Source organism: Mucilaginibacter frigoritolerans, assembly GCF_007830615.1.
GTDB classification, from domain to species: Bacteria; Bacteroidota; Bacteroidia; order Sphingobacteriales; family Sphingobacteriaceae; genus Mucilaginibacter; species Mucilaginibacter frigoritolerans.
This window is the reverse complement of sequence record NZ_VLLI01000012.1, coordinates 190,061-214,375: the sequence shown is the minus strand read 5'-3', so window position 1 is coordinate 214,375 and position 24,315 is coordinate 190,061. Positions and strand designations below refer to the sequence as shown.

The window sequence follows — 24,315 nt, the reverse complement described above, 5'->3', positions numbered from 1 at the left end:
TCTTTGATTCGGCGGGTAATCTATATGTGGCAGATGAATATAACCAGGTAATCCGCAAGATCACGCCAGCCGGGGTCGTGAGTACCCTATCTGGAAGCGGTAATGAAGGTTATCTGAACGGAACATCAGCTAATGCGGATTTTTTCTTTCCGGCGGATGTTGCTCTTGATGGAGCAGGAAACTTTTATGTAGCCGAGTATGGTAACCGGGATATCCGGAAGATCGGCACGGACGGAACGGTGAGTCTCCTTGCCGGGACACCCAGAACAGCAGGCTTAACAGACGGAGTGGGTGCAGCGGCCAGTTTTAACATAATAGAGGGGGTGACGATAGGGATTGATGGCAATGTATATGTGCCAGATTGGGGGAATGATAATATCCGGGAGATTATATTGGGTGGCTATAGCATTAGCCCGGCGCTTCCTGCCGGTTTAGCTTTTGACAAAGTCTCGGGCAGTATCAGCGGAACACCCACTGTGGTTTCAGCTTCGACGAGCTACGCGGTTATTACAAGAAATCTTTCCGGAGCACCTACAACACCTCTTCAAATGGCGGTTGTTCCTCCAGCAGGCTTTAACCCCAGCCAGGACCACAACTATGTTATTACCTTCATGCCACGGGTACCAAATATCACCAACAATACTGCTTTAAGCAATGATATGAATCAGGTTGAGATTGGTATTCAATACTTTGATGGGCTAGGCAGGCCATTACAAACGGTTCAGGTAAAAGGATCTTCTATGGGTAATGATGTGGTGCAACCTATAGCTTATGATGCCTTTGGACGGGAACCCACTAAATATTTACCTTACGCCTTAACCGGAGCTACAGCAAACGATGGGAGCTATAAAACGGATGCCCTTACTCCGATGGCGGGGCAAGCGCAGTTCTATGTTACTCCACCATTTGGCGTAAGCCCCATTACTACACCACAAGCCGGAACAGCTTTTGAACCATCTCCTTTAAATCGTGTATTGGAGCAGGGGGCACCTGGCGATGCCTGGCAGCTGACAGGAACGGCCGTTATCACGCCTAATACTATATCGGGGCATACCGTAAAAACTATATATGCTAATAACGATGGTACTACTTATTGGGCAAATCAATATGGTGTTAATATAGACGCGAATGGTACTCGCACATTGACATTCCAAGGGGCATATGGTGCAAATCAATTGTATGTAACCGTGAGCCAAAATGAAAACTGGCTAAGCACACAAACTGTTCCTAATACTATAAACGACCCAAGGTTAAATACAGTTGAAGAATACAAGGACAAAAAAGGTCATGTGTTGCTGAAACGTACTTATAATTATAATACTAGCACCAGCTTAGTTGAGGTTTTGAGCACCTATTATGTATATGACCCGTTTGACAACCTGGCTTTTGTATTGACACCGGGAGCGAATCCGGATAACAGTACCGGACTCACCAGTGCCAGTAATCAGACAACACTGAATAATTTATGCTACCAATATGGTTATGATGAACGGAATCGTATGGTAGCCAAGCAATTGCCTGGAAAGGGTGTTGAGGAAATGGTTTATAATCTGCTTGACCGGTTAGTATTTGACAGGGATGCTAACAAACGGGCACATGGCCAATGGGGTTTTATGAAGTATGATGCATTGGGCAGGGTGATAATGACGGGTATTACTGTGGATACCAGCTCAAGAGTTCCATTACAAAATTTCGTGAGTTATCAGTTAGGGGTAGGGACATATGCAGAATGGGAGACAGCAAGTCCAGGCAGCGCAACTCAAGGATATACGAACAATGCTTTTCCATTTGGTAGTAATGTAATACCGCTTGTAGTTAACTATTATGATGATTACACATTTCAGGGACGGCCTGTAACCGTTGCTTCTCCAGGTGGGGCAAGTGCAAGGACAAGGGGCTTACCTACTGCTACTAAAACAGCAGTGTTAAATACGATCAGCAATCCAGCAACGCTCCCTGATATGCTTTGGAAAGTTAAATATTACGATGACCTTGGGAGGCTTATTCAAAGTTATGCACAGCATTATTTAGGTGGTGTATTAAGTCCATACAACTATGATGTAGTAAGCAGTACCTATGATTTTACCAATATACCTACTACTACTATCCGAAGGCATTTTAATACCAGCAATACCACCATACCAATAATAACGACATCTAACCAATACATTTACGATCATACGGGCCGTAAGCTAAAAACATGGGAGCAGATTACCAATGGTACGACCCCAACTCCCCGAACATTACTTTCACAAGTGGTTTACAACGAGTTAGGTCAAGTAGTGACCAAGCAATTGCATAGTATTGATAGCATCAATTTTTTGCAAAATATAGCATTTGCCTATAATGAACGGGGATGGTTATTAAACAACAGTGGGCCATTATTTGAAGAACAACTGCAATATAACAATGTTGCTGGTATAAATGGGATAGCCCCAATAGCTCAGTATAATGGTAATATAGCTAGCCAGAGCTGGGGAACGAGCACCGCACCGAATGGCAAAAGTTATTCTTATGTCTATGATAATTTAAACAGGTTGTTAAGCGGAATATCTATTGATCATAATGACGAAACCGGAATAACTTATGATTACTTAGGAAATATCACAGCGCTGAATCGATATCAGGCTAATACACTGATAGATCAGCTAAGCTATAGCTATACCGACAATAATGGTAATAGAAGCAACCAGGTGCAAGGTATAAACGATTTATCTCCGGATACCAGTTTATATGGTTATAGGCCGGGTAATTATACAGGTTACCAATATGATGGAAATGGGAATATGATCGTTATGCCCACTCCTCCGGATGGTACAGCACTGGCTAACATAAACGTTCAATACAATTTACTCAATTTGCCACAAACCTTTACTGGCGGAAGAACTATTACTTATTATTATGATGCGTTAGGTAACAAGTTGAGGAAAGTAAATCCGATTACGGGTAATACGGATTACATTGAGGGGATACAGTATGACAAGGCGACCGGTGCTTCTGCGCCCACAATTAGCTTTATACAAACGGAAGAAGGTAAAGCTATGCCAACTAGTTCAGGAGGTTATGATTACAATTATTATCTAAGTGACCACCTCGGTAATACTAGGGTTACTTTTGATACAAAAAACGGCTCGGCAGCTGTACTGCAGCAGGATGATTACTATCCTTTTGGATACGAAATAAAACGGATTATAAGTAGTCCAAAAACTGAATATCTTTATAATAAAAAAGAGTTACAAGAAGAAATAGTCCAATACGATTACAATGCGCGTTTCTACGATCCCGTAGTAGCAAGATGGACAAGTATGGATCTATTAGGGGAGAATAATAGACGTGTTTCTCCTTACAATTATGGTGAAAATAATCCTATTCGGAATATCGATCCGGATGGAATGGAGAACCAGGTCATTGATGGCTATGGCACCACTTCAGACCAGTTAAACAATCTATATGGCATAGGTTCAGTTCCAGCTAGTGATGCTCCGAATGCGCCATCTGCTAATGCACCAGTTGCAAACTCTGGATCTACCAATCCCGATGCGGCAACCAAAAAAACTAATAATAATTCTAGTGGCGGTGGTGTCGTTATAGTAGCTAATAATGGGGTATTTATTGTCCCTATACCAGCGTTGAATAGCTATACTACTATTGCAATAAAGGGTAATTTTAGTTTAGATAATGTAGCTATTGGTTATCAACAGGCGGCCATGGTAACCGCAACATTAGGGACAGGGTATAGCGGTAATGCCTATGTGCAACATACGCTGTTTCTGGGCGGCCCCTTTAAAGGGCAATGGTTTGACTATGTAGGAATAGAAGGTCAAGCTGTTTTTGAATCGAGTGCCGAGATTAGCGTAGGCGTTGCAAAAAGTTACTTTATAGCTATTAACAATCCTAAAATGTCATTTGCTAATAATCCAAAAGATTTTGCAGGGCCTTATTCTGGTTGGGGGTTAGCGGCATCTTATAAACCTTTAGTCGGGGATGGTAATGTGGGGTTTCAATACAGCAAATCTAGTGATAATGCCTGGCAGGTCTTTAGTCTTGGTTATTCAATCGCGATTGGCCCATCTGGAGGAGTTATTGTAGGAGGGAGTGTAGGATTAGAACTTCACTGGGGGAAGACCTGGTTATTACCAGGCCAACAAATTAATACAACAAAAAACACTTCATGGGGCCACATTGCACTTAATTGGTTTACGCACACATTAGTACCTTAACAAAAATAAATTCTAAATTTACTGCAATACAAATAAATGTTTATCTTAAAAAAATGAAACAAAGCGTTAAAATATTAATTTTCATAATTGTAGTTATTATTTGCTTTATTGCTTTTGTATGGATTATAGAATCTAATTCATCTCGACAAGAGGATAAAGATCAGCAAACCCGCTTGGCGAGTATTGGCAATATTCAGTTTAAGGGTAAGATTATAAATTCTAAAGTATATGAGAATGGTGGAAGAACTTATTTTATGATATGTATTAAGCTGGATTATACGAATACTGAAAATTTTTATATTTATAATAATTTATGTTGTCTAAAAATAAAAAATGGTATAGCTACAATGGCAGCTGGTTTCTTTGATTCTGATATTGGTGTTCCAAATTATGTTGAAGCTAATATGAACAGGGACGGTAAAATAATATACAATTATAAAAAAGGGGATCCTTATGAAGGTATATTTACATTAGAACCAATGGGTTTGCCAGAAAGTTATATGAATATGTGTAATTAAAATAACGTAATTAAAGATAGAGCTCGACAAAAGTTTTAGTTACAACAGAGACAGGAATGTCGGGCTTTACTATTTAATTTTTTTACCCTTACTTTTTTGAGGTAACGCAAATCAATTTTGTGATAAACAATGTGAAAGATCAGTTTATAGAAAAATATTGGACAGAGGAAGACGTCCTGTTTTATATTCATTTCAAAGATGGAAGTGCTGTTCAGCAAATAGAAATATCTCAGAAAGGTAAGCGTTTTTTGTCACTAGAGGTTCCGGTGATGGATGGGTCTATGCTTTGCGATCAAAGCATAGACCAACTTGATTTTGACCAAAACGATTTCATAACCAAGGATGAATTTGAAAAAAATTGGAAATATTGATGATATGATTACCTATATAGAATCTGGTGACATTTTTAAAATAGACGATGTCTTAAACTATGCTCACGGTTGCAATTGTTCAGGTGCAATGGGAAAAGGTATCGCCGTCCAATTTAAAAAGAAATTCCCTGAAATGTATAAAACCTATAGAAACCTCTGTGTTGAAAAAAAATTCAATATTGGAGATGTTTATATACATAATTATGGTATTGGCTATGTTTTTAATCTTGGGACACAAGTTTCTTGGCGAACCAACGCAGAACTACAAGCAATTGAACAATCTCTGGAAAAGATGCTTTTATTCGCTTCAGAACATAAAATAAAAAAAATCGCCCTGCCGAAAATTGGCTCCGGTTTAGGTGGCCTAAAATGGCAAGACGTGAAGGTAGTGTTAGAGCAGGTTGCAAGTCAATATTCGGGAATAACTCTTTTTATAGTAGAAAATTTTGAAGACCGTTAAATACCCCGTCTGTAGACAAGAATAGTTCACAAAGGCGGGTCCCGTAACTTAAAGCCTCTTCTTTCAACTAGCAGCATCAGAGTGATATGAACTAAAACGCTCTAATCGGACGGACACCTCCGGGAAGATTCATTTCTTTTAAGGCAGGCGCAGTGGCTGAGACGGCCCAGGCGAAAAAAGTAGGCACGGTCTCCGTGCTGGAACTCCAATAAGCCCCGGTAAGCTTGGCAGGCCCTAAATCCAATCCTGACAAATTGGTTTCCATTAGTGTTAGTTCATCCTTTGAAGGCAGATACCAGTCACTATAGCCATTCACGGTCACTTTGCTGGCGTCCAATGCCGCGTAGCCCGGATAGGTACCCCAGGTGTTGGCGTAACTTGTTCCTAAAGCAGCAACTATTGCTGCAGTATTGGCTTTGCCGGTACCAACGGCGGTATTGGTTGTAAGTAATCCAACGGTACCATTGTCCCATGTTGTTTCTAGGGGCAAATCGGTTGGAGCCATCACCAACCCGTGTTTTCCCGTATTATCAACATAGAAAATGATTCCCCCGGCATAACTTTGTCCGATGGCTATCGGTGGTTGCGGCGTGGTAAAGGTCACCTGATTGCCATACACCCGCTGTCCCTCGCCATTCATTGCTGTGGCTCGAACATAATAGGTTACGCCACCGCTGAGTCCCGTGAGTTTGCAGGTGAAAGAACCAATGCCAGAAATTGCCCCGGTGCCTGATGATGCGATAGTCGGGTTGGGGTTGGTATCCCAGACAATGCCACAGTTGATTGCTGTTTCGCTGTCTCCGGTGCCGCTCAACGTGCCGCCACCGGTTGCAGTCGATGAGGTGATATTCGTGATGGCTGCGGTTGATACTGCCAATGCCATATTTGTTGGTGTGGGTGTACCGCCACTCCCGCTGCTACTTTTCTTACATGACAGGGCAATTGTTGTTATTGAAGCAATGACAATGAGCTTTTTTAAAAAGTCGAAGTGTTTCATACGCATGATATTTTTGAATTATTGGTTACAGGTTGTCGTCGTTACCGTATTCACGATAATATTGCTCTCGGTCAGGATTGAGGAAGTATTAACTTCATAGGCTTTGATTTCTGAAGGGGTCTTATCACAAACACTAAACGTATGCTTCGTCGTGTCATTGGTATAACCAGTAAAGACGGAACCGGAGGGCGCGGTGCGGGTATAAGTGATAGTGGCACATTTCCAGCAGTATTTCTTCTGGCAGGCCGAACTTAGTACCACTAGCGCGGCGCACATAACAGAGAGGTTCTTTTTCATTGCCTTAGCGTTTATTGGATACTGAAATCATAGACTTTATGGGTGATGCCTTGGGTACTGGCGGTTGAGGCGGCAAACATGAAGCAATATTCACCGAGCACCAGCGGATTATCAGTTGATACCTCATACAATCCCTTTTGCACCTTCTTATAGTGGAAGGGCACTTTTAATTTATCATCAATGCCAATATTGCCGCCCACTGAATTTTCTTTTGCCACCACCATTTCACGGTCTCGCTTGCCTTGGGTGAGTTTCACCAGGAAGAATTCATTCGGGCTTTCCACATTGCTTTTTGCCTGGTTATTATCATTGAACCCGGTTTTGTCCTTATCAAATACGAACACGAACAAAGGGCTGGTCATAGCAATTTTCATATTGGCTTCTTTGCCGGAGAGCGTTGCTTTCAATTTGGCATTGAATAAGCCGCTGACGCTTCGCTCCATGGCCTCTCCCAATCCTCCGGCTTTGCTATTGGTGAGGATGGCGGCATCCATTTCAATATATTCATGAGTTGTAGGGTTGAAATAATAGAGGCCTGGTTCTAACGCTAATTCGGGATTGGTCGCGGCATTTTGTGTTGCGGTACTGCCTTTGGCGATCATGATGGTGATAATATCATCCGGGACACCTTCTTTTTTCAGGGCAATGAGGCCCTCCGTCGACAGATCAAAACTGCATGCAGAATTGACGATTTTGGTGGAGATAATGTCTTTACTGATACCGGCTTTGTGCAATTGGATAATGGTGGTGTTGGTGACAACGGTACTTTGTTGGGCAACACCTCTTAGTGAATAACTAAGGAATGTGACAAAAAGGAGCATAAATAACAGAACTGGTGTACAGCGTAATAGTTGCAATAGGCTAAAAATACGGGGCATAGCATAAGGATTTGGTGCACATAAAGGTCTTAAAGCCTCAACTATAATCCAATGTGCATGCAGCATACTTTATGCATTTATTACATACTTTATTCTCTTTTTTATACTTTTACATAAATCACATTAGAACATGAACGGTGCTAAAATTAGGATGATTAGAGAGCTACGCGGGTTTTCGCAAGAAAACATGGCAGCAAAGCTTGGCATAAACCAGGCTTCCTATTCTCGTATTGAGAACAATCAAACAAAGCTTGATACGATTATGCTAGAAAAGATAGCCGGGGAATTGGGCGTAACGCCGGTTGATATTTTAAGTCATGAACCAACAGTCGTGAATTTTGCGCCTAATCAAGGCACTCAGGGCATTGGTCATATTGAAAACTTCTACTCCTTCCAAAAGGACTTAGTTGAAAAAGTTATCCAGTCAAAAGATCAAGAAATTGCGAATTTAAAAGATGTGATTGCAAGCCTGGTGAAGGATAAGGAAGCATTGATGGCGCTAATACAGGAAAAAAAATAGTTGTAGCTCTAGTCTACTATTTTGCAAGAAGTCAAAACATACTAAGCCCCCATCCACTCGCTGTTTGGGGGCTTTAAACCTTATCACAATATAATTGAACAAGACATGTTCAGTTATGAGCGGCAAATATATTATTAAAATGATTTACATATAGCTCACAGGAATAAAAGGTGCAGTATTGTTATCAAAATGTTACTGATCCAGTTCTTGCGAGCCGCCCGAAGCCAGCGCAGAGCAACGAAGCTGGCTGCGAGCTGAGCAAAAGGTCTATGCAGAGGGAACGTAGTGGCTGCATAGTATGTCTGACACGAACAAAGGGTGTTGTGCTTTAATATAGGGTTGAGAATCGGCTATAAAGCACAATGCACTTTGTGAAGCCTTTTGCGAGAGAGCAGGCGAGCCAGACACAGAAAGCGCTTGTATTGAAATATGCTGAACGTAGTGAAGGGTATTACCATACAGAGAAAGCTTTCATGACGAACGACCTTACGACTTCAAAAGGAATGACAGGTTCAGCCCGCGAAAGCGGAAAGAGCTGTTCAAATGATATAGTGGCTGAAAGTGGCTATTTCATTTGAAGGAAACCTGGCGGTACTTTTGTGGAGTTTGGGAGGGAGGAATGCCTTATTTCCTGTTTGAAAGAAAAAGATAGGAAGATAAAACTTCCTATCTTTTAGTATAATACTAATTATTGCCATACCATCGCATACAATAATTGAAAAACAAATTTTCTGCTTTGAGCTTTGTCGTTCCAACATTTATGAAGTCAATGTCATCATATACATAATAATTTGTCTTATTGACCAATAGCAGTACTGCAAACTTTCTATCTGAGCTAACACGCCAGACTTCCTCAACCGTCGATAATTCGTACTGTCTAAGGGTGAATTTAATTGCTTGATTATTAGCTATATGCATGCTAATATCTATTTTGGGTAGTTCTTTTAGCATAAAAATAGGGATTAAATGGTTAACAGTTCAAATGGTTGCGAGCCTTTGTTTTAAGGACCTTTGCCCTCGTTAATAGAGCAACTCACGCGCCCTTACGGTATACTAGTTATATATCGTAGGGGCTTTTTTCAAAGAACAAATGAAGATATTGTTGGATTCTAGTCAATTTGTAACAATATTCAAATATAAGAAACTATTTCCTTTTATTGGAAATTTTGATATTAAATATTGTAACTTTAGAAACTATTTCCATTTATTAATCAAATGCGCATTTCAATTGACCGAAGTTTTCTCGGAAATTTGAGTAGCGAGATTCAAATGGTGATATTTACATGTTTATTATACCTTACATTTGAATTGATGTCAATACGATAAACCAACCACACCGTTCATGAATCAAATCGAATCATTACTTTTTGCTAGAAAAATCGGGAAAAATAGTACTCCACTTTTTCTTAAACACGTGGACTTAGTTAAGGCATTGATGGCAAGCCCAACCTCCACATTTTTTGCAGATGAAAAGTCTGAGGAATACCTCAAGCGCTTCAATAATCTTAAAGTGTATCTGTCAAAAGTCTTTTCACGGCGAACAAAACCGTCAGATGAGTTCATAACATTACTCAACGAAATAGTAATTGAGAGACTTGCAGATGAGAATGATAAAGCAGAAATATTAACAGAAATAAAACAATTACTTGTTCCGAATGCCACTGTTTTTGTAGTCTCAGATAATGATAGTCATACAGAGGAATTGAATCGCCGATATGGTAAGTCCAAAACCCAAATCACGTTCATAAGCAGACCTGTTGAGACCTATGACAACAAGCGCGCTACACAGTTTATTGATCTAATCTTAGACAGTATTTTTGTATTTAATGACTCAATTACATTAAACAGATCGGATATTCGGTACGAGTTTCATTTTGCCCACTATTTGGTTGCCCACGAATTTTTTGATCGACTGTATCGCCGAACATTAAAGCGATTAGACATACCTAGCGATAAGATGCCAGAAAGTAATAGGCTGAAGAAAAAAAATGACGAATTAAAAAAAAGAGTTGAAGATCTCTATAGATCGATTAATTCGAGCATATTGAGGCTATATGCCGTAGATGAGCTATATTGCACGTTACCGGTCACAGTTTTTAATCATACTTCCCAAGATGCATGTGGCTTTGTGTATTTCTCGCACGATGCTAGCAAATTCAGCATTGCAAAAATGTCAGACGCAGCGATAAATAGATGGTATAAAAACATGTATTTGCGTGCGAAGTTCACTCGGCAGGAGATTACATTTGATACTCATTTAAAGGTCAAAGAGCAGTTTGGCAAACAGGTCGAAATTATCGATTTTAATTCTATTTTGTCTGTGTGACCACTGAAAGACAACGCATTGCTAAGCCTTGTATCTGATAAAAAGGAGCTCTTAAGAGTAAGATTTAAAATGCCCCACCGTCCTGGCGAGGCATTTTCTTTAAGAATCTATCCCTTCGGAAAGACAATCCTTGCTTCAATCTCTAACAACTTTTCATTGCAGGCATTAAAGATGAATTGCGATACCAACCGAATTAATCCAGGAGTGGTAGTAATAAAGCGGCGTTGCTTGTCGTCTTCAATGATCAATTTGCAACCTTGGTAGGGGTTTTCATCCAATTCATCGTGTTCTTGGCTTAATACCACCTCAAAGGACTCCAACTGTTTGATACGTGAGATCAAGTTGATCCGTTGGATACTTTTCCGGTGTAGATCATCCACCGCTTTGAGCGTGCTTTCCAGGGTCAACATTGGTACTATAGCTTGTGGTACTTCTTCAGGCTCTGGCACTTTGGGCTGCTCCGGGGAAGCTCCATTCTTCGGCTCTGGAGCCGGTGGCGGAAGTTGTTTGGCTTCAGTAATGCCGTTAACGGAATCTTTTTTGGCTCCGTTCTGCTGTGGAGTTTTGTTGGTGGTTGGTTTTGGGGTGCTGTTCTGAACGGCTGTGCCCTGTTCGATGGTACGTTCCATGTGTAAATGGGATTAATGGTGAAAAAAACGGTTACTTATGATCTTCATTCCCGCTTCCCTAAAGCGTTTTCAAAAGAAGAAGGAAAAAGAACGCCCAAGAATGGGTGTCCAGAGCAGCAACAGGAGAGCTATAAGTCCCGCAGGGTGGTTTGGCCGGAAACGCCAAACCATTATGCGCTCGTATGTGCTGCGGACACCATCTTTGCGGCTCTTTTTTCCTTGTTTTGAAAAGATTGGAAAGAATAATGACAACCGCCTATGGCACCAATACCAATATAGAAATGGCTATAGATCAGGCATAGCATGAGAACCAAGAAAACAATAAGCAAATACACAGCAATAAAAAGACCCATTACTGGGTCTCTGCTGTTTCCGCCTCTTCGATGGATTCTTTTGCATTAAGCTGCACATTGAGAATGTAGTCAGTTGCCCGTTGTGCCTGGCCACTGGCATAGACAATGATTCGCTTGTCACTTCTTAGTTTATCTATCCACCCTTTGATATACGCAACACTGTTATCGAACTCATCATGGATGATCCCGGCAACTGAGTTGAGGTAGCAAGCTCCAATTTCAGCCGTTAGTTCCTCAATGGAATACGGTTCAGAACCATACTTGCTTGGCTCGACAATTTCTTTTCGGTTCAACCGTGATTGATGGCCGGTACTGTGGATGAGCTCGTGGAAGAGCGTGCCGTAGTAGCTGGCAACGCTATCAAATGATCCTTGCTTGGGCATATTGATACGGTCTTTCAATGGATCATAAAAAGCAGCTTGCTTGCCATGTGTAATGACCGGGCAATGTGGCATGACTTCAATAATCTCCTCACAGGCGCCGATCTGGGAGATAGGATGCACTGGATAGGGAATGTTCACGACCTCCGGCAAATGATCAATCTGCGCAATGTTAAAGACGTAATAATAGCGCAGCACGGTTTTGGCTGATTGCTGTTCGGTGTCCTCTGATGTTTGCTCTGGTGGAAGTTTCTTCCAGAAAACTACCATTGTCCCTTTTTCTCCCTTTTTAACACTAGCACCGACTGCCTTAAGTTGCTTGAATGTTAGAAAGTAGTTTTGTGCATAGCCCAAGGAACCTAAGAGCCAGGTGTTAATTCCTGAATAGGGACGTTTGTTGAAGAGGTTCTGTGGATGGCCGCCTTCTATCCAGGGCTTTCGCCATGGAATAACTTGCTTTTCTAGTTGTTCGATAATCCGATTGGTGATGATGGCGAATACATCAAGGTGTTGATTTTGTGTGTTCATGGTGTACTGATTTAGTTGTTTAAAGAATCAATTTCTTTAAGCGTACACGCGAACGGGAGAGGGGATAAGTGAAGTAAATTTTATTTCGTATCTAGTTAGATGCTACTACAAAGTTATATGCAGGAGTTGCCACAGAGGTATCGAGGCTCCTTTGATATCCATTAAATTTAAACAATTTAGGGTAATAAGATGCCGTAAATGTAATGGCGGAATTTACCAATGATATTCATTAACTTTGTTTGAAAGAGCCTGGTAATGTTCGTTGGCAGCTAATCAGCTGTTCCATCGGTATACATTAGCAGGTTTTTTATTATATAAAATCCTAATCCATTAAATGAAAAAACTTTATTCTACTAAATACTTCAAAAATAAGAATAATAAGCACGCTGAAGCATCATTGAAAAAGAGGCTTCGGTTTAAAAAGAATAAAAAGAAGCGCAATAAAATACAAAATGCGAGGACAAAACCTCAAAAGCGAGTTGTCAACAATAAAAATAAACACTTCGATTATTTTAAATCCAAAGCACCAGGTAACTTTTCATTCCTTACTCATCCAATTGAAGTAATTGAATTTATTTCAACACTTAAAAGCCATTTCGATAAAAAAAGGAAAGTTTTCATTTTGATGAACAAAATTAAGTCAATTGATTACAGTGCAATTGTAATATTGCTTTCAATAATGGTGAAGTTTAAAGAGAAAAAAGTTGAATTTAATGGCGATTTTCCATCAGATGATAATATTAATAATATTCTAATTGCATCAGGTTTTTTTCAAACGCTTTTCAAGATCAGTTTTAAGACGAGGGAACGATACAATATCGGCACTCACAATGCAATTCATACCCATGCCTGGAAAGACGTAGATGCTGAGTTAGGAGCAAATATTATGGATAATGTATCGAAAATGATTTTAGGACACAAGGTTATCTATAAAGGATTGCAGCGGTCGCTAGTAGAGTTAATGCAGAATTCGTTTAACCATGCAACTCCGACTAAAGAAGGTGAAAAACACTGGTGGCTCTCTGTTAATGTCAATGAAAAGCAAAAAATCGCTTCATTTTCTTTTATTGATTATGGAGTTGGTATCTTTGAAAGCCTAAACAGCAAAAAAGAGGGGAGCAAATTCTTTAACTGGAAAATATTAATGAATTTATTCAGTTCCGAAAATAACGCTGATGTCTTAAGGAAAATATTAAATGGTGATCTACATAAGACAGTGACAGGTAAGCACTACAGAGGTAAGGGATTACCTGGAATTAAAGAAGCAATGGATAGAAACTTGATTTCTAACCTACATATTATAACAAACAACGTTTTTGCAAACGTTGGTCTAGATAAATACGAATTATTACCTAATAATTTTGAAGGAACTTTTGTTTACTTTGAAATAAACGCTCAAACAAGCTCAACGCCATGGACAGAATTACAGTAAAAATAGCAAGGGATTTTTCCCGAACTCCAGGCCCCAGGTATATAAAAGAAGGAAAATGGTCAGGAGAACAATTTAGGACTGAAAAGTTTTATAGTATTTTTGACGATGCAATTAAAAACGATAAAATTGTTGTTGTTGATTTAGATGGAACTCTTGGATACGGAACATCTTTTTTAGAAGAAATTTTCGGAGGCTTAATACGCGAACATCATTTAGATTACAATCAAATACTTAATCACTTGGAGCTTATTTCTAACGAAGAGCCATATTTAATGACCGACATATTTGCTTACCTAAAAGACGCTCATGAGGAAAGCTTGGTGGATAACCATTAGCATTATTTATTCAATTTTCTTATTGGTTATAGGAGTTCTTCTGGGCAAAACAATTCAAAGATGGCCTATTTTAAAGGTTAAAACAGAGGTCGATACTGTTGGAGCGATGGTTTCTTTAATTTCTATAGGAGCCACGTTAGGGGTGGCTTATTGGGTAGCTAGTATTTTGGAAAGCAAAAAAGAAAATAATCGAGTTGAAAAAGACTTGATAATTAGAAGAATTGATGCTGTTTATGCCCTTATCGAAGAAACTAAAAATAATGTTGCAGCCCAAGCAATTGATTTTACACTAGCAGTATCAAATATTAAACGAATCAGTGTTAACATAATTGCTGTTATTGAAGCAGTGAAGAAGACCAAAATAACTTTAGAAGATCTTCATAAAGCAAATATTGTTACAGCGATAAGTACTCTTAAAGATTTGTTAACAAACACTCCCCCAATAAAAGAAGAACACCTTGCTGATTTGCCAATAGATGTGCGTGAGGGTATCATACACATGTCAACAGAACGGAAATTACAAATTGATGCTGAATTTGATAAAATAAAATGGCTGATTTTTGATTTGGAATTGGCAATCAATAAAGGTTAAATGCTTATCCTTTATAGAAGCATATTGTGAATATCGCGGCTAGGATATTAGGATTCTAGCATTTGTAGAACATTAACTTTGGAAGTTTTATTTAAATAAATTGAGTTTTTGCACTAAACGGCTTACTCGCCACTCCGTCAATCAATACCCTTAAATACATATGGAATCTCGGTAGGTTGATAAAGTCATCAACAGTGAAGACCGGATAAAACTCATCGGCTATGATTTTTGCATCATGTGTTCCCAACCGGAAGCAAATGATAGTTCCTACGTTGCCTAAAATGGCACTTTGTACTTCGTCAGGAAGCTGTTCAATGTATTGGTGCGTTAGAAATAACCCTACGTTGTATTTGCGTACCTCTGATAATATCGTTGCGAATGATGTTGTGATAAACGAATGGCACTCATCAATAAAAACCATAAAAGTTCTGCGTTCATGCGCTGCTACTTTTGCTCTGCGCATGGCGGCGGTTTGAATGCTTGTTGTCAAAAGGCTCCCTAAGATTTGGGATACGTCTTCTCCAATAATTCCCTTGGATAAATTGCAGATTAAAATTTTACCAGAATTCATAATCTCCTCCAGGGAAATGCTTTCCTGTTGCCCGACAATTTCCCGCAAAATAACATTGGCAGAAAAGACACCAACTTTATTCAATATTGGCATAATGGCCTCTGTCCTAAACGAATTGGTGTAACTATCGTATTCATTGTGCCAGAACGATAGGATTACCGGATTATCGGTATAGAGTAATACCATATTTCGATATGCTCGGTCTAATAATAGCGGCTGAATATCCAATAGGGTAGCAGTAGGGTACTCAAGCAATGTCAGGCAACTATAACGCAAAATATATTCGAGACGCGGGCCCCAACTGTCGCCCCAGATCTTCTTAAAGGCAAGTACCAATTCAGAAGCGACCAGGTGGCGATCTTCAATGGGAACATTTAAAAGCGGATTAAAGCCGGTGCGGTGAGCGGCATCACCAGGATTAAAATATATAACATCTTTCTTCCTATGTTCAGGAATTTTTTTCAAAAGATCAGCAGATGCGTCTCCATGTGGCTCTATAAGGGCAACGCCATAACCCTTGTAAATGTCGTCAATAGCCATGTTTAAAAGCAAAGAAGTTTTGCCGCTTCCGGTCTTTCCCAGGGCATATACATGACTATATCTGTCGTTTAATTTAATTCCAAAGAGTTGCTGTTGATTTCTGAAGTTCGTATAGCCAATGGGGGTGAACGGTTTTGAATGGGCATAATCGTCAATCATGTTATGTCCTAATCCTATACAAACTACAGTTAGAGGAATAGTGATGCAAAAGGGTATAGGGCTATAAATTACTGCGCTTTAATGCAGTCTTAAGCCCTGTCATACTTTTTGCATGCAGCACGAAGAATCTGATATACTCCCCATGCTGGGTGAGAGATTACAATCTAATAGCGTTATATCTAATGAGGAGCAACGAAGTCTCTTACCCAGCAGTAAGGAACCTATTCGTTGCTCCTCTTTGGATTCCGAGCACTATATTTTCAGTGAAGAAACCATGGAGGCGTTACGTGAACTCGGAGCCGTACTGCAAGGGATTCACAATCGGTTACTTGCAGAAGGGTATGTAATGAAAGATGGACAATTAATGAAACCAATTAATGAACCAACTACCAATACAAACGAATAATGTCGAAGAGCAAACATTGAAAGCCATTAAGAGCGGAAAATACCGTGATTGTTTTTTGATATACAACCGCAAAAGTACCGACGAACCCGAAAATCAGAAAAATTCTTTGAAATACCAGAAGTCGGAGAATGCACGATTCGCCTATAGAGAACATTTAAGCATAGCATTGGTTACGATACCAGGTTTTTGTCTTGATGGCATCATTTCAGAAAAACATTCTGGCTTTAAAGAAGATAGTGAGTTGGTTTTTGGTGATAATGGCACCATTCAATACCGTATTGAGCGCCCCAAATTCTACCAGTTAGTACAGTTTTTAAATAAGGGATATTTCAAAGGAGTGATTTTTCTCTGTTGGGACAGAGCCAGTCGCAATAAAGGCGACAATAATATCATCAATAAACTTATTGCGCAGGGGGTAGATTTCAGGTTCACGTTAGCAAGTTATGACAAAACAAGCGCCGGAGCATTGCACATGGATATTGACGGTATGTTTGCTGAGCATAATTCTCGGGTGACGAGAGAGAAAGTAAAACTTAATATTCGTAACAAACGTGAACAGGGATATTGTACTAATAAAGCACCCGTAGGATTTCTCAATCTTGGTCAAATGGAACATAAACCAATCGATCCAGAAAGAGCGCTGATAATCATTAAACTTTTTGAATTATATGCAACTGGTCTTTGGAGCATGTCGGCTCTGGCTCGTTGGGCTACATCCCAGGGGTTTACGATGCCACCCACACGAAGAAGACGGACATTGGAAGAGCGGATGGCAGATGAGGAAGACGATACCATGGTGCCGATAGATCCGATTTGTCGGCCAGCTACGGTAAGCAGTATTCAGCATATCCTTACCAATCGGTTTTATATCGGAGAAGTGAAGGGCAATAATAATGAGTATGTGAAAAGTAACAGCCACGTTGCTATCGTAAGCAAAGAATTATTTAATAAAGTCCAAGTGGTACTTGGAAAGAAAAACGTTAGCATTAATTATACGAAATACATTGAATACCCGATGCGTGGAATTATTCGGTGTAAGGGTTGCACTCGTCTCTATACTCCCTATGTAAAAAAGGGAATATTGTATTTTGGATGTCATTGCAGCAAAGAATGTCCTAACCCAGTCAAAAGTATCAATGTCAAACTCTTAACAGACAAAATAGGTAAACACATAGCTCAATTGTCATTTACTGACGCTGAAAAAGCTGAAATAGATGCGCGGACAAACAATTATGTAAATACTTATGAAAACGAATATCAATCACAACTTGAGGAAAATAACCGTAAAACAAAGAAATTAAAAGAAGACTTAACATACCTCCAGGAAAATAGACTCACATTACTTAAAACAGGCGTATATACTCCTGAATCATTTGTGACGGAAGAAGATTCAATCAATAAGAAATTGATGGAATTGCAGGAAGTTATCATGTATTCCGGCAAAGAAATTAAAGAAAATGTCTCTAACCTGTTAAAACTTTCCGAACTCTTAAAAAGCCTTTATTTATATTATGAAATAGGGAATCCCTACGAAAAGGAAAAGGTTGTGCGAACATTGTTTTCCGAACTTTATTTATCCGAAAATGGCTTGAAAATTAAATGTAATAAGGTATTTGAAGTCTTTGAAAACCGTTTTGTTGTTTCTTGTGCCCGAGAAAGCTGGCTTTCCGAACTTACTATACATTCATCGCAAATTAAAAGTGTCATAAATGAAATAGAAAAAATGATGTAATTTCCATAATCTGACTGATGGAGCTTGTTACTTATAAGCACCAAAATACCTATGCTGATCGTTGTGACAATATTATTGTTGGGGGGTAACAAGTAAACAATCAAAAAAAAATTATGATTGTCAACTTGCTTATCAAAAATAATATTTGTAATATTACCAATATAAACAGTTGATTATTAGGGATCTGATCTCTTTTAATTAATGCCTAACCTTATTTGTATGAAACGAAAAATCCTCTCGCTAAGTATTTTATTATGCTCGGTATTATTAGCTGTAGCCCAAACCACCAAGATCGTTGCCGACGGTAAAACTGTCATTACAATAAGCCAGACAGTATCTGCCAATGGGAAAACAGTTTTAGCCAAAGTGCCCGAGACATTAACTGTCGTTTTTCCCACTGATTTTTATAATTATACTGCGAAGTTTACCAACGGCGACACTACCAAAGATCTCGTCCTTACCTTTGATCCTTCAGCGAAAGCCAGCAAAAACCTACAGATCATTTCGACACAGGCATCTTCCGTTGACTTGACTTTCCTTAGTGGTAAACTATGGGCGATAGGCGCGAAGAAGTTGGATACGCCATTGACCGTGCCTGTCGGTGCAAAAGGACAGGATACGATGGTCATCGCTGCCAAAACAAAAGCCGCAACTAAACCAGCTGTGAAAACGATCTGTGACCTTTTGGATGACGCTACAAAAAAAATCCAGGAGACGTTGGCCATCAGTCCCAGCGGATTAACATCAGTATTTTCTAGCTGCTTTGTCGGTGAAGATGACAATATAAAACAGGACAAATTACCATTTCGTTATAAGAAAAGGTTATTAGCCGATGATAAATATAACGGCTTTGCTACTAGTGCCAGTTATCTCCTCGTTTACGACTTGCGCCTAAAACCTGCTTTTTCACCATACGTAATCTTGAAGATTAAGAAAGATAAAGTGAACAAGTGGGAGTATTTCGAGCCACTAAAGGGGCCTTTCAGGCCAGCTTCCGGTAGAAGTCTTGTTATACAAGTCATCGGTGAAAAAGACTCTACCTATGTTTTCAAAACCGACAGCTCTGTGAGGTTCATGGATGCAGAACCAGCTTTTGTGAGTCAAATGACTGCATCAACCGCAACACCAGCTGTTACAACTGCGACCTCTAAGGATTCAGCAAAGTCTGCTGGAGGAGAAACTCCTCACAAAACCGGCCCAACACCGTATGAAACCCTTATGGCCAATGTAATTTCTCTCGAGTCCGGTCTGAACGATTTTAACCGTGTTTTTAATGACATCAACTTTCGTGAGAACGACTATTATACAGCATTGAGTTGTATTCAAAACCAAATGCGGTTGACATTCGGCGCCGCACCCGCTAATGGAACTGATTTGGCGGCACTCATTTTGGCGATAGTGGTGAAAGATCAAACTCCGAATAAGTATTACCAGGATTTCTGTAATCATGCCAGCAGCGTTAAACAATTATATGACTTAGCACTAAACAAAAAAGTAACTTACAGCAGCACGATAACAGAATTGACTGTTCCTGATGTTGATGCATTTAATGTACATATTCGAACCAAGAACGTCAAAACTGACTTAACTAATAAGCAATTCAATGTGCAGTCGGGTCTGAAAATCGATTTTAGCACAGGTGTGATCTATTCATCCCTTGGCAACCAGACTTTTGTGACCGGATCGCAAATCTTTCAATATAAAGATGCCGTACAAACTGTTAATCCGACAACAGGTGCAATTACCACTACGTATAATCCAAATTTACTCAGCGTGACCCGAACGGTCATCTACAAAAATGAAAGCAGAGCATTTGGTGCAGGTGTTTTAGCTCATGTCTATATCCGGACAGGCGGTTATTTTGATTTTGGTGTTGCCAGTGGCGTCTTCCTTAATTCCTCCCAAATACAAGGTTTACTCGGCCCATCTATCATGCTGGGTAATGCAACGAAACGCTTTTGTATTAGTGGAGGTATAGCTGCCGGCCAGGTATCGCAGTTGTCAGCTGAAAACCAGCAATACTATTATAATGGCAAGTCCCAGGTTTATGACAATATCAATGATGTTCCGCAAGCCTACACCAGCACAAGTACTCCGGCAACAGTAAACCATATGAAGTATGACGGCTGGTTCATAGCATTGACTTATAATTTGTCAACAACTATAACAAAATAACCTAAAATTATATCAAAATGTATCACAAACTAATTTTGAGTATGTGCGTTCTGCTGCTATCGGTGAGCGCCATTTTTGCCCAGAACAAAGTGTCCGGCAAAGTAACAGACGAAAAGGGTACGCCTTTGGCCGGAGTGACGATTACCGTTAAAGGCAGTAATGTAGGTACCCAGACGGATCAAAAAGGAAACTTTACGATAGCAGCAAAAAAAAACGATGTGCTTCGCGTAAATTATATTGGTTTGACCGCTACCGACTATGTAGTGAGTTCCGCTAATATAATTATTAAGCTTGTCGCGGCAAATTACACGGCAGAACTTAACCAAGCCATGTATTTAAAATTAGTTTCGTCGCAGCTGCAAGCGCTTAAGAAAATACCTGCCTACACAAATAATAGCAATAAGGCTTTTTCATCTGATCCGACCAATCCCTCGCATAACGCTGTTGAAGGACTCGCGCCTATTAATGAATTGCATATTACCCCCGAAGACTCAGATGGAGACGGTTTGAGTGATGCAGATGAACTAAAGATCGGAACTGATCCGCACAACCCTGACACTGACGGCGATGGATTACTGGATGGTTGGGAAGTGGGCACGATTAATGGAATAAACCTCAAAAGTTTGGGTGCTTCGCCATTGCATAAGGATATTTTCGTACAAATGGACTATATGACGCGTGCAAGTGCCACCAATGGCTTGGGGCCTAACCCGAATGTGATCGCTGGCATTGAAAAGGCGTTCAGCGATGCACCGGTAGATAATCCGGACGGCATTAAAGGTATTACCATCCACCTGATACTTGGGCAACAGATTCTATATCAAGAGGAACTTAATCCGTTAGATGACGCATTCGCAGCAATCAAACAACGTTATTTTAACCCGCTTCGCGGTGCGGTTTTTCATTACATGGTATGGGCCAACAATTACAGTCCAGATCAGTCTAGTGGAAACGCATTAGGCATAGGTACATCAGATTTTGTGGTAACGCTCGGCGACTGGAACAATAAAGATGGTGGTACTGATGATGAAAAGATAGGCACCTTCATCCATGAGTTAGGCCATAATCTGGGTTTACGCCATGGAGGAGAAGAAGATACCAATTACAAACCAAATCATGTCAGTGTTATGAACTATGCTTACCAGATAACTGGCATTAATTACCAAGGAAATTATTTTTTTTCTTATCAGCCTTTTGACCTGCCGGCATTAGACGAGAGCCATCTATCGGAAACAAAGGGTATAAACGCGGGGAGTACTCTGCAAGGCTACAACCTGATCTTAATCAACCCAGGCGGTAACCTTAATGATCCCATACCTGGTAACGGAAGCATTGATTTCAATCAGGATGGGCAAATCGAAACCGGTACGATCAGTGCAGATATTAATCATGATTTTTACATAGGAATTTTAGCTGCGACACAAAACGAATGGGCGCGGTTACAATATAAGTGCGGCTCAATAGGGCAGTCTATTGTCGTCGCGGGCTTAACTCAAAAGTTAGCTAAAAGCTATCATTCCGATCAGCTAAAAGAACTTACTGAAAAAATGGCTAAATCACATTAATCAATAGAAGTGATAAATATTATAAAATTTGAGCTGTCTTAGCAGATGGCTTTTTTATTAATAGCATTGCAAAGGTGTTGAAAAGTATCTGTCGGCAGCTAAGACCTAAATCGCATGAAAGCCAAGTATAGGCACTTGCTTTTCTATAATGCATAGTATACACTAGAGAAGTACCGAAGAAGGGCGTCGACCGTTAGGACGATGGCCCTTTTTCAATTTCCAATCTTGCCTTAATATCCTTATCTACAAAGATATTAAAGGTAAAGTCTCGGTGCCCGCTTATGAAACTACTGATCCCGATGGCGTTTTTCAAGTACTGAACAAGCTCAAGTTTATATTGATCACCAACCGGAATAAATCCTAGTTCATGTTTCAAATCGTAATTAATAGCACCAATAATAAGGTCGGTTACTTGTAACAAATCATTAGATTTTGAATTAAATCGACAAACCCCGGCAATGCTTAACCTGCTTAATGTAGCATTAATCCTATTTTTTACATTCACTTCGTACCGTATATTTTTGGGAGTTGAAACATGATCTGCAATGACGATGAGTATCTCATTTTGGGCAATGGCGGATTTTAGTACGCGTACAGATATGTCTTCGTAGGCTTGCCAGTGATCCTTGGTGTGTTCCGATTGAAAATAGGGACCTTCCTTGTCCAAGGTATAGGAATAAAAATTAAGGCTTCTGGTTGAGAAGAAACTATCAATAGCAAATTTTGCAAATCCTATATTTTTTGCAGAAAGTTTATTAAACTTTAATTCATCATGAAAATTTTCTTTAGTCCGCTGATACGTGAGTTTATTGGCCAGGTAATAGGGTTCAGAGCATTTTATAAAGCCAATGGTGAATAAAGGCTGGGTACGATTGTCCAATGTACCGCTTTCATCCAGGAAGACAAATTTTGTCCAGATATGGTTATAGTCTGATAATAATAATTCACCTCCTTTTTTATACTTAGCATAGCTCTTCATGAATAATATGATATATCAAAACCATCATATTGCATACCATTGGAGTTATCCCCAACACTATGCTTTGAGAACTATTTTACTTCACTTATCCTATAATGCATTCGCCCGTACACTGGAGAGCATGGAACCAGGAAATCGGCCTATTCCAAATCGATTACAAATGCACCGCAAACTCATGCGGTATACACCGGCACAGGTAGCACAGTTGTTGGGCCTCAGTAACGGCACCTTGCTGTCGCAGTGGGAACGAGGCGACAAACTCCCCACAACCATTAACTTAATAAAACTTAGTATTATTTATCGTACCTATCCCAATGAACTCTATCCAGAGTATTTCAGTGAACAACTGAAAGAATTGCGGCAGCAGGAAAAGACCCTGTTTAATCTTCAATAGGACAAGTCAGTAGAATCTAATCATTCTTATGTCTTTTAGGCTGTCCAATTGAAAATGACAGTGGTATTTCACTGTCGGAATATTCCTTATATCGAACGAAAGATCGAAAAAAATAAAAAAAATCGAGCGTACGACCGATACAATTATTAGGTAACAAATACTTCACCATGAAGCATATCCAATCGTTTATGTATACACCAACTGAAATACAACTTGCCAACGAAATAGCAGAGCGGTTGAACGATCCCGCTCATCTCACTCAATTCCTGGCATTCACCAAAGAAGTCCCTCATGAACTCTTACGCACATTCCTAAACAGCGCCTGCTCAATCCCTGACCACAGGGTGACGAGCTCCCATGCAGCAATCTTTGTCAATAGCGTTAATAACTATAAAAAATACGGGAATGGTTATTCTCGGTATTAGCCTGGGCACCACCACAACCGGCGTAGCTATTCTCAGTGGTGGGGAATTGGTCTTCTGGCATACCCATTCTTTCAGAGATCGATGGACTGATGATAAGGCAGCCTTAATTGCTTCACGGTATGAGCGCTATATCCACCAATACCGTCCGCGACTGATTATGGTGAAAATCCCACCTGAACATCATCATTCAAGCGCGATCAAACAACTGCTGCTCAAAATAAAGTCATTGTTCGCATACCATGGCTGCATGGTAGAGTACACGGTGAAAGAAGAGGTAAAGGCGGCAATTCAGGTCAATAACCACCATCAACTAATGAAATATGTTACCGAGGTATATCCGATCCTGCTTCCAGAATATGATAAGGCAGTAGCAGGGAAGAACAAGTACCACACCAAACTCTTTGATGCAGTGATGGCGGCACATACAGGGCAGGAAGTATTGAAAACCAAGGCGCAGGAAACAGTAGGTTCTCCGTGAGGCCCTGGTTGTGGCAAAAAGTGTATTGAAATAATTGCAGTGTTTTATACCTACT

23 protein-coding genes are annotated in these 24,315 nt (G+C 40.0%); 17 read left to right on the top strand and 6 right to left on the bottom strand.

From position 1 onward, the window contains the following. Positions 1 to 26: 26 nt before the first annotated feature. The 4 genes from JN11_RS19400 to JN11_RS19385 all read left to right on the top strand — a co-directional run bounded on the left by JN11_RS19400 (position 27) and on the right by JN11_RS19385 (position 5,569). The gene (locus JN11_RS19400) at positions 27 to 4,220 is read left to right on the top strand and encodes a DUF6443 domain-containing protein (protein WP_211360847.1); all 4,194 of its coding nucleotides are present in this window, start codon (positions 27 to 29) and stop codon (positions 4,218 to 4,220) included. 53 nt (positions 4,221 to 4,273) lie between these two features. Next, entirely contained in the window at positions 4,274 to 4,738 is a 465-nt protein-coding gene (locus JN11_RS19395) for a hypothetical protein (RefSeq protein ID WP_144915224.1), read from the top strand. A 131-nt stretch (positions 4,739 to 4,869) separates the two neighbouring features. After that, positions 4,870 to 5,109 carry a hypothetical protein gene (locus JN11_RS19390; protein ID WP_144915222.1) on the top strand — a complete coding sequence of 80 codons (240 nt, stop codon included), beginning with the start codon at positions 4,870 to 4,872 and terminating at the stop codon, positions 5,107 to 5,109. Then, positions 5,081 to 5,569, top strand: coding sequence for a macro domain-containing protein (locus tag JN11_RS19385; protein ID WP_246139059.1), 489 nt, complete (start codon positions 5,081 to 5,083; stop codon positions 5,567 to 5,569). Before JN11_RS19390 ends, JN11_RS19385 begins: the two co-directional genes overlap by 29 nt. Before the next feature lie 91 nt (positions 5,570 to 5,660). On the opposite strand, the gene JN11_RS24535 is transcribed toward JN11_RS19385, so the two are convergent. After that, positions 5,661 to 6,209 (bottom strand): DUF1566 domain-containing protein, encoded by a 549-nt coding sequence (locus tag JN11_RS24535; RefSeq protein ID WP_170227803.1) that lies wholly within the window; start codon positions 6,207 to 6,209, stop codon positions 5,661 to 5,663. A 67-nt stretch (positions 6,210 to 6,276) separates the two neighbouring features. On the opposite strand from JN11_RS24535, the gene JN11_RS24530 reads away from it, so the two are divergent. Beyond that, the gene (locus JN11_RS24530) at positions 6,277 to 6,666 is read left to right on the top strand and encodes a hypothetical protein (protein WP_170227802.1); all 390 of its coding nucleotides are present in this window, start codon (positions 6,277 to 6,279) and stop codon (positions 6,664 to 6,666) included. Positions 6,667 to 6,874: 208 nt separating this feature from the next. Here JN11_RS24530 and JN11_RS19375 read toward each other — a convergent pair whose 3' ends face one another. Beyond that, positions 6,875 to 7,684 (bottom strand): hypothetical protein, encoded by an 810-nt coding sequence (locus tag JN11_RS19375; protein WP_170227801.1) that lies wholly within the window; start codon positions 7,682 to 7,684, stop codon positions 6,875 to 6,877. Between the two features lie 187 nt (positions 7,685 to 7,871). Here JN11_RS19375 and JN11_RS19370 point away from each other — a divergent pair, with 187 nt between their 5' ends. Both JN11_RS19370 and JN11_RS19365 read left to right on the top strand, forming a co-directional pair. Next, positions 7,872 to 8,261 (top strand): helix-turn-helix domain-containing protein, encoded by a 390-nt coding sequence (locus JN11_RS19370; protein WP_144915216.1) that lies wholly within the window; start codon positions 7,872 to 7,874, stop codon positions 8,259 to 8,261. 1,342 nt (positions 8,262 to 9,603) lie between these two features. Beyond that, a complete protein-coding gene (locus tag JN11_RS19365; RefSeq protein WP_144915214.1) occupies positions 9,604 to 10,587 on the top strand; it encodes a hypothetical protein in 984 nt (327 codons plus the stop codon). Between the two features lie 107 nt (positions 10,588 to 10,694). Here the strand turns inward: JN11_RS19365 and JN11_RS24685 are convergent, their stop codons facing one another. Further along, positions 10,695 to 11,216 (bottom strand): hypothetical protein, encoded by a 522-nt coding sequence (locus JN11_RS24685; RefSeq protein ID WP_211360845.1) that lies wholly within the window; start codon positions 11,214 to 11,216, stop codon positions 10,695 to 10,697. Between the two features lie 37 nt (positions 11,217 to 11,253). Here JN11_RS24685 and JN11_RS19355 point away from each other — a divergent pair, with 37 nt between their 5' ends. Then, positions 11,254 to 11,523 carry a hypothetical protein gene (locus tag JN11_RS19355; protein ID WP_144915212.1) on the top strand — a complete coding sequence of 90 codons (270 nt, stop codon included), beginning with the start codon at positions 11,254 to 11,256 and terminating at the stop codon, positions 11,521 to 11,523. A gap of 45 nt (positions 11,524 to 11,568) precedes the next feature. Here the strand turns inward: JN11_RS19355 and JN11_RS19350 are convergent, their stop codons facing one another. Next, the gene (locus JN11_RS19350; RefSeq protein ID WP_144915210.1) at positions 11,569 to 12,477 is read right to left on the bottom strand and encodes an ArdC family protein; all 909 of its coding nucleotides are present in this window, start codon (positions 12,475 to 12,477) and stop codon (positions 11,569 to 11,571) included. Positions 12,478 to 12,811: 334 nt separating this feature from the next. On the opposite strand from JN11_RS19350, the gene JN11_RS19345 reads away from it, so the two are divergent. Genes JN11_RS19345 through JN11_RS19335 form a run of 3 tightly spaced genes read left to right on the top strand, consistent with a single transcriptional unit; the run spans position 12,812 to position 14,836 of the window. Continuing rightward, positions 12,812 to 13,909 (top strand): hypothetical protein, encoded by a 1,098-nt coding sequence (locus tag JN11_RS19345; RefSeq protein WP_144915208.1) that lies wholly within the window; start codon positions 12,812 to 12,814, stop codon positions 13,907 to 13,909. After that, positions 13,891 to 14,244 (top strand): STAS-like domain-containing protein, encoded by a 354-nt coding sequence (locus tag JN11_RS19340; RefSeq protein WP_144915207.1) that lies wholly within the window; start codon positions 13,891 to 13,893, stop codon positions 14,242 to 14,244. The genes JN11_RS19345 and JN11_RS19340 overlap by 19 nt, the downstream gene beginning before the upstream one ends. Then, on the top strand, positions 14,216 to 14,836 hold the full coding sequence (locus JN11_RS19335; protein ID WP_144915205.1) for a hypothetical protein: 621 nt from the start codon (positions 14,216 to 14,218) through the stop codon (positions 14,834 to 14,836). Before JN11_RS19340 ends, JN11_RS19335 begins: the two co-directional genes overlap by 29 nt. Before the next feature lie 91 nt (positions 14,837 to 14,927). Here JN11_RS19335 and JN11_RS19330 read toward each other — a convergent pair whose 3' ends face one another. Further along, complete coding sequence (locus JN11_RS19330; protein ID WP_144915203.1) at positions 14,928 to 16,106, bottom strand: type IV secretory system conjugative DNA transfer family protein; 1,179 nt, start codon at positions 16,104 to 16,106, stop codon at positions 14,928 to 14,930. A gap of 112 nt (positions 16,107 to 16,218) precedes the next feature. On the opposite strand from JN11_RS19330, the gene JN11_RS19325 reads away from it, so the two are divergent. From JN11_RS19325 to JN11_RS19310, 4 genes are all read left to right on the top strand, one after another. Then, positions 16,219 to 16,512, top strand: a complete 294-nt coding sequence (locus JN11_RS19325) for a hypothetical protein (protein WP_144915201.1) — start codon at positions 16,219 to 16,221, stop codon at positions 16,510 to 16,512. Beyond that, positions 16,484 to 18,244, top strand: a complete 1,761-nt coding sequence (locus JN11_RS19320; protein WP_144915199.1) for a recombinase family protein — start codon at positions 16,484 to 16,486, stop codon at positions 18,242 to 18,244. The genes JN11_RS19325 and JN11_RS19320 overlap by 29 nt, the downstream gene beginning before the upstream one ends. A gap of 219 nt (positions 18,245 to 18,463) precedes the next feature. Next, a complete protein-coding gene (locus tag JN11_RS19315) occupies positions 18,464 to 20,419 on the top strand; it encodes a hypothetical protein (protein ID WP_144915197.1) in 1,956 nt (651 codons plus the stop codon). 17 nt (positions 20,420 to 20,436) lie between these two features. Further along, complete coding sequence (locus JN11_RS19310; protein WP_144915195.1) at positions 20,437 to 21,984, top strand: carboxypeptidase-like regulatory domain-containing protein; 1,548 nt, start codon at positions 20,437 to 20,439, stop codon at positions 21,982 to 21,984. Between the two features lie 193 nt (positions 21,985 to 22,177). On the opposite strand, the gene JN11_RS19305 is transcribed toward JN11_RS19310, so the two are convergent. Continuing rightward, positions 22,178 to 22,963, bottom strand: a complete 786-nt coding sequence (locus tag JN11_RS19305; protein ID WP_144915194.1) for a DUF3800 domain-containing protein — start codon at positions 22,961 to 22,963, stop codon at positions 22,178 to 22,180. Here JN11_RS19305 and JN11_RS19300 point away from each other — a divergent pair. Both JN11_RS19300 and JN11_RS19295 read left to right on the top strand, forming a co-directional pair. Beyond that, on the top strand, positions 22,962 to 23,357 hold the full coding sequence (locus tag JN11_RS19300) for a helix-turn-helix domain-containing protein (protein ID WP_144915192.1): 396 nt from the start codon (positions 22,962 to 22,964) through the stop codon (positions 23,355 to 23,357). The genes JN11_RS19305 and JN11_RS19300 overlap by 2 nt on opposite strands. A gap of 405 nt (positions 23,358 to 23,762) precedes the next feature. Further along, a complete protein-coding gene (locus JN11_RS19295) occupies positions 23,763 to 24,260 on the top strand; it encodes a hypothetical protein (RefSeq protein ID WP_144915190.1) in 498 nt (165 codons plus the stop codon). The last annotated feature ends 55 nt before the right edge of the window (positions 24,261 to 24,315 follow it).

Bases quoted from the DNA above. Each gene is read 5' to 3' on its own strand.
- JN11_RS19395 (WP_144915224.1), top strand. From the start codon at position 4,274: ATGAAACAAAGCGTTAAAATATTAATTTTCATAATTGTAGTTATTATT.
- JN11_RS19385 (WP_246139059.1), top strand. From the start codon at position 5,081: ATGAATTTGAAAAAAATTGGAAATATTGATGATATGATTACCTATATA.
- JN11_RS24535 (WP_170227803.1), bottom strand. From the start codon at position 6,209: ATGAATGGCGAGGGACAGCGGGTGTATGGCAATCAGGTGACCTTTACC.
- JN11_RS24530 (WP_170227802.1), top strand. From the start codon at position 6,277: ATGCCAGAAATTGCCCCGGTGCCTGATGATGCGATAGTCGGGTTGGGG.
- JN11_RS19375 (WP_170227801.1), bottom strand. From the start codon at position 7,684: ATGCTCCTTTTTGTCACATTCCTTAGTTATTCACTAAGAGGTGTTGCC.
- JN11_RS19370 (WP_144915216.1), top strand. From the start codon at position 7,872: ATGAACGGTGCTAAAATTAGGATGATTAGAGAGCTACGCGGGTTTTCG.
- JN11_RS19365 (WP_144915214.1), top strand. From the start codon at position 9,604: ATGAATCAAATCGAATCATTACTTTTTGCTAGAAAAATCGGGAAAAAT.
- JN11_RS24685 (WP_211360845.1), bottom strand. From the start codon at position 11,216: ATGGAACGTACCATCGAACAGGGCACAGCCGTTCAGAACAGCACCCCA.
- JN11_RS19355 (WP_144915212.1), top strand. From the start codon at position 11,254: ATGATCTTCATTCCCGCTTCCCTAAAGCGTTTTCAAAAGAAGAAGGAA.
- JN11_RS19350 (WP_144915210.1), bottom strand. From the start codon at position 12,477: ATGAACACACAAAATCAACACCTTGATGTATTCGCCATCATCACCAAT.
- JN11_RS19345 (WP_144915208.1), top strand. From the start codon at position 12,812: ATGAAAAAACTTTATTCTACTAAATACTTCAAAAATAAGAATAATAAG.
- JN11_RS19340 (WP_144915207.1), top strand. From the start codon at position 13,891: ATGGACAGAATTACAGTAAAAATAGCAAGGGATTTTTCCCGAACTCCA.
- JN11_RS19335 (WP_144915205.1), top strand. From the start codon at position 14,216: ATGAGGAAAGCTTGGTGGATAACCATTAGCATTATTTATTCAATTTTC.
- JN11_RS19330 (WP_144915203.1), bottom strand. From the start codon at position 16,106: ATGATTGACGATTATGCCCATTCAAAACCGTTCACCCCCATTGGCTAT.
- JN11_RS19325 (WP_144915201.1), top strand. From the start codon at position 16,219: ATGCAGCACGAAGAATCTGATATACTCCCCATGCTGGGTGAGAGATTA.
- JN11_RS19320 (WP_144915199.1), top strand. From the start codon at position 16,484: ATGAACCAACTACCAATACAAACGAATAATGTCGAAGAGCAAACATTG.
- JN11_RS19315 (WP_144915197.1), top strand. From the start codon at position 18,464: ATGAAACGAAAAATCCTCTCGCTAAGTATTTTATTATGCTCGGTATTA.
- JN11_RS19310 (WP_144915195.1), top strand. From the start codon at position 20,437: ATGTATCACAAACTAATTTTGAGTATGTGCGTTCTGCTGCTATCGGTG.
- JN11_RS19300 (WP_144915192.1), top strand. From the start codon at position 22,962: ATGAATAATATGATATATCAAAACCATCATATTGCATACCATTGGAGT.
- JN11_RS19305 (WP_144915194.1), bottom strand. From the start codon at position 22,963: ATGAAGAGCTATGCTAAGTATAAAAAAGGAGGTGAATTATTATTATCA.
- JN11_RS19295 (WP_144915190.1), top strand. From the start codon at position 23,763: ATGGTTATTCTCGGTATTAGCCTGGGCACCACCACAACCGGCGTAGCT.